The sequence below is a fragment of the Pseudomonas sp. S4_EA_1b genome (assembly GCF_016307435.1).
GTDB lineage: Bacteria > Pseudomonadota > Gammaproteobacteria > Pseudomonadales > Pseudomonadaceae > Aquipseudomonas > Aquipseudomonas rhodesiae.
On record NZ_JAEILC010000166.1, the window covers coordinates 1 to 10,712 of the forward strand.

Sequence of the window (10,712 nt, forward strand, 5' to 3'; positions counted from 1 at the left end):
TGCAACTTATTCTTATCGATGCTATAGACCTCCAGTTGCGGCACCAAGCCCTCAATGACGGTCATCACGCGCTCGCTGATGTCGCCGTACAGCGCATAGTTGGAGCTAAACGCCACGCCCCCGGCTGCCTCAAAGCGCCGGCGAATCTGAAACCACGGCTCGCCCATCTTGATCCCGAGCCCCTTGGCTTCCGGAGTGCGGCTGACCACGCAGCCGTCGTTATATCTGAATGACCCTAACAGTTAGTTGAGTGTAAGATATTGATTTATAAGCAAATTAACTCCCTAACATTTTTTTGATTATTTTCCTTCGTTCCTGATGGCGATACTCCTCGACTAAGCCTATTTCAGACGTGGCTTCGCAAAGCAGGGCGGCGGATCGCAATCGACGATAGCTTCACTGTATACTTTTGGCTCCGCATACCCCTTGAGCTACAGGAACACCAGCATGACTGTACTCCAAACGCTCTACTGGCAGCCTACGCCGCCTTAGCGCTACGCCCCCTCGCAACAACCTCGCCTCCGCCAGTTTCGCTGGCGGCTGCGTACTGCTGTATGCCCGGTTCTTACACCCAAAGCGCACAGCAAAATAATCCTCACAATTTGAATTCGTATCGACGCGCTCGCCATTTTCCTGGCATGCGTGCGGTGCATTGCTTTGGATATTCTGATGCTACAAACACTCAAACAAACGTGGTTTTCCAACGTCCGTGGCGACGTGCTCGCGGGGATCGTCGTCGCACTTGCGCTGATCCCTGAAGCCATCGCTTTCTCTATCATTGCGGGCGTCGACCCCAAAGTTGGTCTCTACGCCTCATTCTGTATCGCCGTGGTGATCGCCTTTGTCGGTGGCCGCCCAGGCATGATTTCAGCCGCGACAGGGGCCATGGCACTGCTGATGGTGACCCTGGTCAAGAACCATGGTCTTGAATATCTGCTGGCCGCCACGCTGCTGTGTGGCGTGTTGCAAATTGGTGCTGGCTACCTGAAGCTCGGCTCGCTGATGCGCTTCGTTTCGCGCTCGGTGGTGACCGGCTTCGTCAATGCACTGGCGATCCTGATTTTCATGGCTCAGCTGCCCGAGCTGACCAATGTCACCTGGCACGTCTACGCCATGACAGCCGCAGGCCTCGGCATCATCTACCTATTTCCCTATATCCCCAGGATCGGCAAGCTCATCCCATCGCCACTGGTGTGCATCATCGTGCTGACCGCAGTCGCCATGTCGGTTGGGCTGGATATCCGCACGGTCGGTGATATGGGGGAACTGCCGGATACGCTGCCAATCTTTCTCTGGCCTGACGTGCCGCTGACGTTCGAGACGTTGGCCATCATCTTCCCTTACTCGGCAGCGCTGGCCGTGGTCGGTCTGCTGGAGTCGATGATGACCGCGACTATTGTCGACGACCTGACCGACACCCCCAGCGACAAGAACCGCGAGTGCAAGGGCCAGGGCGTGGCCAACATTGCTTCGGGTCTGATCGGCGGTATGGCCGGCTGCGCGATGATTGGTCAGTCGATCATCAACGTGAAATCCGGCGGTCGTTCTCGTCTGTCCTCCCTGGCCGCAGGTGTATTCCTGCTGCTGATGGTGGTGTTCCTCGGCGACTGGCTGAAGCAGATCCCGATGGCTGCGCTGGTGGCAGTGATGATCATGGTGTCCATCGGCACCTTCAGTTGGGATTCGCTGCGCAACCTGAAGAAGCACCCGTTGTCGACCAACATTGTCATGGTCGTCACCGTTGTGGTCGTGGTGGCCACCCACAACCTTGCCTTCGGCGTGTTGGCCGGCGTGCTGCTGGCCGCGATGTTCTTCGCCAACAAGGTTGGCCATTACATGGCGATCAGTTCTTCGCTGGACGAATCCGGCGAGCATCGTAGCTATAACGTCACTGGCCAGGTGTTCTTCAGCTCGGCAGACAAGTTCGTCGCGGCCTTCGACTTCAAAGAAGCCCTGAACAAGGTAACCATCGACCTGAATCGCGCCCACTTCTGGGATATCACCGCAGTTGCTGCCCTGGACAAGGTGGTTATCAAGTTCCGCCGCGAAGGCACCGAAGTTGAAGTGTTAGGTCTCAACGAAGCGAGCGCCACTATCGTGGATCGATTCGGAGTTCACGATAAACCCGACGCCATTGATCAACTCATGGGCCACTGAGAAGGAGAACAACGATGACCCAAGTAATTGCCTGTATCGACGGTTCCACCTCGGCTCCAGCTGTGTGCGACTACGCAGCCTGGGCCAGTCTGAGCCTGGAAGCCCCGCTGACCTTCTTGCATGTGCTGGATCAGCGCCAGTACCCAGTTGCGGCCGACTTGAGTGGCAATATCGGCCTTGGCAGCCGCGAGCATCTGCTCGATGAGCTTGCTTCCCTGGATGAACAGCGCGGTAAGTTGGCCCTGGAGCAGGGGCGGATCATGTTAACGGCCGCGAAAGAGCGGGCCATGACGGATGGTGTGACCGCGCCGGAGTCCAAGCAACGTCATGGCGATCTGCTGGAAAACCTGCAAGAGCTGGAAAGCGAAACGCGCCTATTGGTCATCGGTCGCCAAGGCGAGTCTAGCGGCGGTCTGAGTCAGCATGTCGGAAGCCAGCTGGAGAGCGTGATTCGTATCATGCACCGGCCAATCCTGGTCACCCCGGCCAACTTCCAAAAGCCCGAGAGCGCGATGCTGGCCTTCGATGGCAGCGCTACTACCCGCAAGGGTGTGGAGATGCTGGCGGCCAGCCCCCTGCTGAAGGGGCTGCCGATCCACCTGGTGATGGTTGGGCCAGTGAACGACGAATCGTCCGCGCAGCTGGACTGGGCGCAGAAAGTGCTGCTCAACGTCGGATTCACTGTTCGCGCCGAGACCCTGAACGGCGAGATAGAGCCTACCTTGCACGCCTATCAGAAAGAGCACGGCATCGACCTGCTGGTGATGGGGGCCTACGGTCATTCGCGCATCCGTCAGTTTCTGGTCGGCAGCACCACGACCAGCATGCTGCGCACCACCACTGGCCCACTGTTGCTGCTGCGCTAACGGCCATGGACGACGCCCTCGATCTTGCCCATTTCAAGACCCTACTGGAACAGCGGGCTGCCGAGCTGGATCGGTTGCTGGAAGACGCTGAGTCTCGCTCGCAATCGGTGGAGTTGGATCAAAGCAAGGTAGGGCGTCTGTCGAGGATGGACGCACTCCAGCAGCAAGCGATGAACGATGCCATCCGCAGTCGGGCGCAGCATGAACGCGTCCGCCTCCAGCTGGCCCTCAAGCGTTGGCACGAGGGCGAGTATGGCTGGTGTAACCAATGCGGCGAGTTGATCGCCTCGGGCCGCCTGGAATTCGATCCGGCCACGCCGTTGTGCATCACCTGTGCGAGCCGCGCCGAGTCGGATTGAAACCATGACAGCTCGTGACGTCAGTCCCAATTAACGAGGCTTCTAATGTATGTGATGGCTAAAAACTGGTTGGGCCGAACACAGAAAACAAGTGCCTGGATGTGGGCACTGCTGTGCTTTGTATTGCTTACCGTATTCCAAGTCCGCACCCATCACCTTGATGATCGGTTGTACTTCTGGATCAAGACCCACTGGCACACCGACGATTGGCAGGAGCGCTCTGTGTGGCTGCCTGACTATCGGGTTGAGCTCGATGCTAAGCCGGTTCCCGGTGTGGACAACAACCTTTCGGGCCTGACCTTCGACCCTGACCTGAACCTGCTATGGGCGGTTACCAACGGCCCAAACGAACTATTGGCCCTCAGTCGTGACGGTGACGTGGAAAGGCGCTATAGCCTGGACGGTTTCCACGATGTGGAGGCGGTGTCCTATGCCGGCAACGGCCAACTGGTAATCGCCGAGGAGCGCCGGCAGAGCCTTGTTATCGTGGATGTCCCCCTCGCCGAAGGCAGTAAGCTTTCTCCCGGTCGCTCATTGAGCCGAGACCAGTATCCAGCTCTGACCTTGGCACTTGGCAAGGCGGACAACAAAGGCCTTGAAGGGCTCGCCTACGACCTGAAAGGTGATCGCTTGTTTGTGACCAAGGAGCGTGACCCTCGCCAATTGCTGGAAGTGGGCGGCCTTCGTGCCAGCCTGGCAGGAGGTTTTTCCCTGCACGTGCGCGACCTGTCCAACTTGGTAAAGGACAAGGTATTTGCCACTGACTTGTCTTCGGTCGTCTTCGATCAACAGAGTGGCCACCTGATATTGCTCAGCGACGAGTCGAAACTGCTGATTGAAATCACCGATGAGGGCAAGGTGGTGAGTTTCCGCTCCTTGGCGAGGGGGTTTGCTGGTTTGCTGAAAGGCATACCCCAAGCCGAAGGCGTAACCATCGACGATGAAGGGTATTTGTACGTGGTCAGCGAGCCGAACTTGTTCTATCGCTTTACCCGCGAGACAGACTGACCAGTCAACAAGCTACAGTCAGGCGTGGCCGGGACGCTTGAACTGTTAGCGTGCGATTTTTACGAATTCTGCGGGTTCCCCATCAGGGCCTAGTTGGGCCCTGGTTTCAGAGGGAGTGCGGTGACCTTACCGTTGGCAACCGCCTTCAGCTGAATCATCTCGAATATTAGTCGCTGGTTAACCGAAGCCAGCCGAGCTACCTCCGCTAAAAGCTGATCATTCTCTGCACGGAGCACCCTGTTCTTTTCTTTCTCGCTCATCAACGCTTGATGCTTAGAGTCTCGCTGGGCTCGCACCGACTTGCCAACGATGTTGCGAATCCTTTCCGCTATGCTTGGGTAAGTGTTATGGATGAGTCCCGGAGTCACACCTGCGGCACGGGCAACGGATGTGATGGAAAGCTTTCCGTCACCAGCAATGAGATCGTCGACGACCTTGTTGAGCGCGGCGAGTGTCTTCGACCTGGAGCGAATAGGAGAGTCAGGGCCCACCGCCTGTCTAGTCATTTGCCGCCTCCTCCATTTCCTCAACTGGAGAAAGGCCAAGGCTGGTAATTACATCTAGTGCAACCTGCAAGTCGCGTTCTGCGCGCTGCCTAACAGCCGGGCCTGCATCCTCAATTTTTATCAGCTCTCGCTGTTGAATGTAGATGTCCTGCCAAGTGCTGGCGAAGACTTCATCGATCACCGAATTTTTGCACCCTGGACACCGTGTGGCTTCGTATAGACCAGCACCTCCGCAGCCCCGCTCTGTGGCGATGCACCAGCCGTGTCCAGTCGCACGAATGTTGGCATGTGGGGCGGTCTGGGCAAGCAAAGCAGCTCTATCCTTGATTGGAATTGCCCGCAATTCCACAATCTTTTCGCCAGCGCCCCCTGCCAGTGGCTGATCATCGAGCCATGATTCGATCAGGTCAATTTTAAACTCTGTCATCTGCTGGAAGATCTCATCAAAGAGAGTCAGGTCTTGCTGCGGATTGGATGCATAGAGTTGGGTCATACTCATGCTGCTGTGTTTGAACTGCCATTTGAGGTAGATCAATGAAGTGCGGCCCATACGGGATTCTACAAAGCATCTTGCATATGTTCGCCTGCATTGATGCGTCCTCAACGGCCAATCGCTTCCAGCGGCTTTAGCTATACGGTCAAACGCAGCATTGGATGCTTGCCCGCTGAGAGCCTCAACATGATGGCTTTCCTGAACTTTCCCTCCTTGTGTGTTTCGTCCCAAAAATAGTTTATTCGCGTCTTTTCGGGCTTTTTCGAGCCTAAGGAGATGTTCAGTTGAATACGAAAAATCCCGATTGCTTGCAAGCTGTCTAATCTCTTCATCCAGCTCTTTTCTGATGGGTGCTGAATATTTTGCCAAAAGACTTAAAGCTTCAATCGTTAGTTCTGGCACAAGATATTCGACTTGGCCTTTACCTGTCTTGTGCTCGACTGTGGTCACCCAGCAAAAATTAATTCCATTTCTTAACTCTTTGCGCCAAGCGCCAACCTCAATTCCAATTGCCTCGTCATTGCGCATGCCGCTAGTGATTGAAACTATATACAGAACAGCATCTCTGCAACGAATTGCCATCCGTTCATCACTAGGATGATATCCAATACCATTGACTGCCAATTCGGCCTTCATCTCCCGGACAATGCTTTCGCAATAGTTGAAAATCCTAGATTGTTCATCATGAGGAATGATATCTGTTCGCCCGACGTTTTTAGTGGCAGCACCCAACCCTTTTACATTCGCGACCCCACAAATCCGCCACAATGTCGAATTACCCCAAGGATAACTCTGAATGGGAAACATCGTGTCGACAGAAAACACCCAAAGAAAATCAATAACCCGTAATCGCCCATACAGCGGGAGAGGCCTTAACTTCAATTCATATTTGCAATGATGAACGTAATTGCTGACATGGATCGGACGGACATCTGCAAAGCTTGAAACTCCTAGATTGTTTAACCAGCGAACAAAAGGCATCACGCTGACGACGGCGAAAGTAGTAATGCCCCGTGCGATAGGAGGTTTGGATCTAGGCATTCCTCTTTTAAACCAAGCATAAGCAACAGCTTTGCAGTCATCAATAAGCGCCCGAGGCATGCCCATATCCCAGTTGATGAATTTATAAGAATGAGCAATATTGGCCTGATCAAAAAACGGGCGAAGATCCCACTGTGCATCGCCAAACCTGCTAAGAACGAAGGTTTCTCCATCTTCATTAACGATAGCGCTGATCACGATTGCATCCCGCTCTGCGGGACTTAGACCATTCGCTGAAACTGGCTGTGCGATGAGGACATCATATGCCTTTAACACCGCATTCGTGGTTCTTATGCTCAAATTTCGCCGCCCAATTTTTTCTTCATGAACTCGATTTTTTTAGCCCAGAACAAGTGCGGAGATGACTCAGCCTGAGCCCTTGCTTGCGAAACCAATGCAAGATCAAACTTCTGGGTGAAATCATCTATCAATCGAATATAGTCAAACTGACGCTTGCGCCATGCGCCCCACTCGTCCGTGAGAAAGTATTCGACTTCTGCATACAAGAATTGTTGGTAGCTGAACAGCCGGTATAAGTCCTCCAAGGTGCCTACAATTGCATAGCTAGGGCAACCGAGGCAGTGGATGAATTCAGAACAATGATTGACGCCATCCTTTGGTGCCAGACTACCGTAAAGGCTATCTTTGCAGCCGCCTGGTGGGGTTGGTATAACGTTTATGCCACGTAGTTTGTCCGGAAAAGCCTCCCCAACAAATGTCGCCCCGTCGACCTTGATCTCATCGTTGATTTTCAAATAGTGATTATCGGCGACACCAGGGGTATGACCCATAACGGAGGAAACTTCTATAATGTCGCCACCGCTCAGTTTCCACAAACGGCTTTCCATAGTCTTTCGCAGCCGACTAAGCGTGACATTTAGCCGATTGCCTTGATCATCCTGAAGCGCATGACGCTCACAAATGCTTTTTGCCGTGACATATAAAGCACCGGGTGTAAGGGTAACGATGTCGTTCGAGCGGCCAGGCTGGCCCGAGCGATATAACCACACACATGAAGATATTTCATCAGGTGCCAGTGCTACGAGTGGCTTAGAAATCTCCAGCGCCTTATTGAGGACTGCCACCCCATCCAGGGGAATAGCACTGTACTCATCTAGCAGATTAGTCTGACGGATTGTTTTGCTCTGTGCGCCTTTACCTCGACGTTTGACGGTAGTAATCAACCTGAGATTAGGAATAAATGGGTGAGGCTGTAGGGCATCCCTTTTCATCTCCAAGAGCGGCGTAGTATTGATTCCAGACCTTGCCGCAGTAATTAGTAGCAATACAGCCATCGCCTCCGCGCCATTTCCAAGGAATGTACCCTTATGGATGGCAATAAGATCTGACTTCAAAGCGCCAATCAGCCTTTGCATTTCACCCAAGGTGAGCGGATCTGCATCTTTAGTGCTCTGCGAATTATTAGGAAATGGATTGAGGGGCAAAAGATCGTCAAGATTAACTTCAATAAATCCATATTCAGCCAAAACAACAACTAACGACTTGAAGCTAGTATAGTAATTCTTGGCTGTCGAGCCGTTAGGGTATTTTAGCCTCAGCCAAGAGACGTATCGATCCAAGTGGCTTTTGGTAAGACTGTTTGGCGTTGCAGGTGGCGACTTGACCGAACCTCCACTCAAGAAATTTATAAAAAATCTCAGCCCGTTCGTAGAGTAACCAATCAAGGTCGTCACTGAGAAGTTTCCTCCTTGTAGCAAAGCTTTGATAACGTGAAGACTTTGAATTGCCCAAGCGTCGAAGCCCAAGCCTAAATATTTCGTATGATCGAGTTGCCTGTGGTTTCTCGGGTTTCTCGGCAGGTCAATCTTGATATCATCTTCGACAGCCTCGAATCCTTTTGTAACCGACCGCATAACCGCCTTGTAGCTTTTTTGCCGAGCCAATGGTGCTACCTCAAATACGCGAAACCGAATCAGTCATAAACATCATGTCAATTTCGTCCTCGTGAGCAAGGACGGATTGGGCTTCAAGCTGGTTTATGAGATGCAAATAGATCATAGTTGTTTGCACATCTGAATGCCCCAGCCTATCTCGGACATACAACAATGGCTCACCTTCAAACTCTTTGCTTTTTCGAAGAGCAAGCAAGGTATAAGTCCCATAGGTGTGGCGTAGCATGTGGGCCCGAACATAGAAACCGCACTTTCTTTCATAGGACTTCATAACGTCCACTACGGAATCTTTTGAATAATGCCTGCCTTCATTAGTCAGCAGCAGCGCGGTAACACGTCCATCACCATTGGACTTACGAACCTCTCGTTGGTGAAGGGAGTAAGACCACATGCTCTCCATCAACGACCATGGCACGTCGATAGTTCTAGGCCGGTCGTACTTGATATGCATGTCTGAAGGATCAAGAGCAACACTGATCATTTGCCTTGGGCGCAGTCCCTTCTTCAACCTGGGGTTGAACACATATTTGAGAGGAAAAGACCTCGCTTCACAGGAGCGAAGGCCGGTACGCACCATGAGGTGGAACAATATCTGGTGGCTTGGATCGGTATCCAGGGCAAGGCATACCTTGACTTGATCCTTGGTCAGGAATTTGGTCAAGCGCTTTCGGTCGCGAACCATCACCGAAACTTTCGTGCTCTCGGCTCCGGGCAGAGCGATATGACTGAGAAGACCGGAATGTTGGGCAACTCTTACCCTTTTCTCACCGAAGGGCAGCACAGTTATCAGGTTGCGCTGCTTAGCCCATCGGTAGAACCTCACGATCAAGGCCAGACGATTGTTCACCGTGCCGGGATCAAGTGCTAATTCTCCGCTCGACCAATCCCTGTACCTCGACAGAGCACTCAGACCGTGAGCCGGGCTTTCCTCGTCCCAGCCCAATCCATTGGCTTCCAGGAAGGCAAAGTAATCGTACAGACGCCGTCCATAGGCTTCCCAAGTCAAATCGCTTAGGGCCTCACCTGACTCGATAAGCGTGTGCCAAAGGAAGGATTGAGCTGGCTCGACTGGCCATCCCTCTGACCCAATCAGCAACGGAAAGCCTTCAAAGGATCGACCTGCTAATGCTAGGTCTTTTGTTGCGAATACCAGCCTCATGCCGCTGCCCTAAAACACTTCCAATGGATTGCCTTATGAAGCCTGGAAACTGCTGTTCCAGAGGGGTTCAGAAGGTGGCGCGGACTCTACAGGATTTACTAACGATTCCCACCCCTCAGATCGTTGTTCGACAGCACCACGATAGGCGTGCGGATCAGGTCGGGGCGAAAAACCCTCTCACAACTGCAGTAGAAGCTGTTGCAGTCAATCAGCGCGATAACCTGCTCAGCCACAATTTCGTCCCTGTCGGCACAGGCCGATGTAGACGCCCCAAATGTGCAGTTCCTCGCCCTCAAGTACATAACGCGGTGGGTAGGCCGGGTTGGCCGAGCGCAACACCACCTGCTGCTGCTCGATGTCGAAAATCTTGATCAACGGGTCGCCGTTCAGGCAGGCGATCACCACGTCCTCGCGGCGCGGTTGCAACGCCTTGTCGATCAGCACCAAGTCCCCGTCGAGAATGCCCAGCCCTGTCAGGCTATGGCCGGAAACCTGAGCGAGATAAATCTGTGGGCGGTGCAGTTTGAAAAGCTCGTCGAGCGATATCCGCTGCTCCAGGTGATCCTGGGCAGGGCTGGGAAACCCGGCGGGCACGGTTGGCAGAAAAAATGGGATGGCCGTCGGCGACGGCGCGACGGGACCGAGGAGCGAAATACTGTCCACGGGCTATACCTGGATACTGGATGTATAGACAGTATTTGCGAAGCGTGGGTGAGCCGTCAATCGTGCGTGACGGGATGTTTCATGTGAAGGTGCTTCTTCCAGTGACGGAGCCTGGCTGCCTAGCTGATGTGCTGGGTCGCGAACATTGCCCTGGTGGGGGGGAGACGTCACGGCGTTGGGTTGATGAAGCAGGGCACCGAGCGCTAATAGCTTCCGGCAGGCTTTCGCTTCGCCGGTACGCCAAAGATGGGCTAGCCTCAGTGACTGCGCGTGAACGACAGCAAGCGGCCCAGAGTGTGTAAAAACATCCCGGTAAACCCTTGCTATGATTTCCGAGAATCTCATCGCAAGGGATGCCCATGAAACGGTTTATCCAGGGTGAACACCGAGGTCAAAGCACCTTACTTCCCGAAAGCCTCGACGACTACGTCAGCGATACCAATCCGGTTCGGGTGGTTGACGTTTTCGTCGATGAACTCGACTTGGCCAAGCTAGGTTTTGATGGCGTCATTCCAGCCGAAACCGGCAGACCTGCTTACCATCCCGC

At 53.6% G+C, this 10,712-nt stretch carries 9 protein-coding genes and 3 pseudogenes; 5 read left to right on the forward strand and 7 right to left on the reverse strand.

What is annotated here, in order from left to right; all coding sequences use genetic code 11:
* A pseudogene (locus tag YA0848_RS34365) lies at window positions 1–221 on the reverse strand (Y-family DNA polymerase); the annotation flags it as partial.
* Window positions 222–669: 448 nt separating this feature from the next.
* On the opposite strand from YA0848_RS34365, the gene YA0848_RS34370 reads away from it, so the two are divergent.
* From YA0848_RS34370 to YA0848_RS34385, 4 genes are read left to right on the forward strand one after another with little or no spacing between them, the layout of a single operon-like run.
* A complete protein-coding gene (locus tag YA0848_RS34370) occupies window positions 670–2,157 on the forward strand; it encodes a SulP family inorganic anion transporter (protein WP_028692951.1) in 1,488 nt (495 codons plus the stop codon).
* Between the two features lie 14 nt (window positions 2,158–2,171).
* The gene (locus tag YA0848_RS34375; RefSeq protein WP_028692952.1) at window positions 2,172–3,023 is read left to right on the forward strand and encodes a universal stress protein; all 852 of its coding nucleotides are present in this window, start codon (window positions 2,172–2,174) and stop codon (window positions 3,021–3,023) included.
* A gap of 5 nt (window positions 3,024–3,028) precedes the next feature.
* A complete protein-coding gene (locus tag YA0848_RS34380) occupies window positions 3,029–3,382 on the forward strand; it encodes a TraR/DksA family transcriptional regulator (RefSeq protein WP_028692953.1) in 354 nt (117 codons plus the stop codon).
* 45 nt (window positions 3,383–3,427) lie between these two features.
* Entirely contained in the window at window positions 3,428–4,390 is a 963-nt protein-coding gene (locus tag YA0848_RS34385) for an SdiA-regulated domain-containing protein (protein WP_198712258.1), read from the forward strand.
* Between the two features lie 89 nt (window positions 4,391–4,479).
* Here the strand turns inward: YA0848_RS34385 and YA0848_RS34390 are convergent, their stop codons facing one another.
* The 6 genes and pseudogenes from YA0848_RS34390 to YA0848_RS34415 form a co-directional block, all read right to left on the reverse strand.
* Window positions 4,480–4,896: a TetR family transcriptional regulator gene (locus tag YA0848_RS34390; RefSeq protein WP_079384160.1), complete on the reverse strand. Its 417-nt coding sequence runs from the start codon at window positions 4,894–4,896 to the stop codon at window positions 4,480–4,482.
* Complete coding sequence (locus YA0848_RS34395) at window positions 4,889–6,628, reverse strand: tyrosine-type recombinase/integrase (protein WP_223271185.1); 1,740 nt, start codon at window positions 6,626–6,628, stop codon at window positions 4,889–4,891. Before YA0848_RS34395 ends, YA0848_RS34390 begins: the two co-directional genes overlap by 8 nt.
* Window positions 6,629–6,726: 98 nt before the next feature.
* Window positions 6,727–8,334 carry a hypothetical protein gene (locus YA0848_RS34400; RefSeq protein ID WP_032904191.1) on the reverse strand — a complete coding sequence of 536 codons (1,608 nt, stop codon included), beginning with the start codon at window positions 8,332–8,334 and terminating at the stop codon, window positions 6,727–6,729.
* 10 nt (window positions 8,335–8,344) lie between these two features.
* Window positions 8,345–9,502 carry a tyrosine-type recombinase/integrase gene (locus tag YA0848_RS34405; protein ID WP_028692960.1) on the reverse strand — a complete coding sequence of 386 codons (1,158 nt, stop codon included), beginning with the start codon at window positions 9,500–9,502 and terminating at the stop codon, window positions 8,345–8,347.
* Window positions 9,503–9,621: 119 nt separating this feature from the next.
* Window positions 9,622–9,735 (reverse strand): annotated as a pseudogene (locus tag YA0848_RS36550) (Y-family DNA polymerase); the annotation flags it as partial.
* Entirely contained in the window at window positions 9,728–10,165 is a 438-nt protein-coding gene (locus tag YA0848_RS34415) for a LexA family protein (protein ID WP_023109136.1), read from the reverse strand. The pseudogene YA0848_RS36550 and the gene YA0848_RS34415, both read right to left, overlap by 8 nt.
* A 359-nt stretch (window positions 10,166–10,524) precedes the next feature.
* On the opposite strand from YA0848_RS34415, the pseudogene YA0848_RS34420 reads away from it, so the two are divergent.
* Window positions 10,525–10,712: pseudogene (locus YA0848_RS34420) on the forward strand (IS5/IS1182 family transposase); the annotation flags it as partial.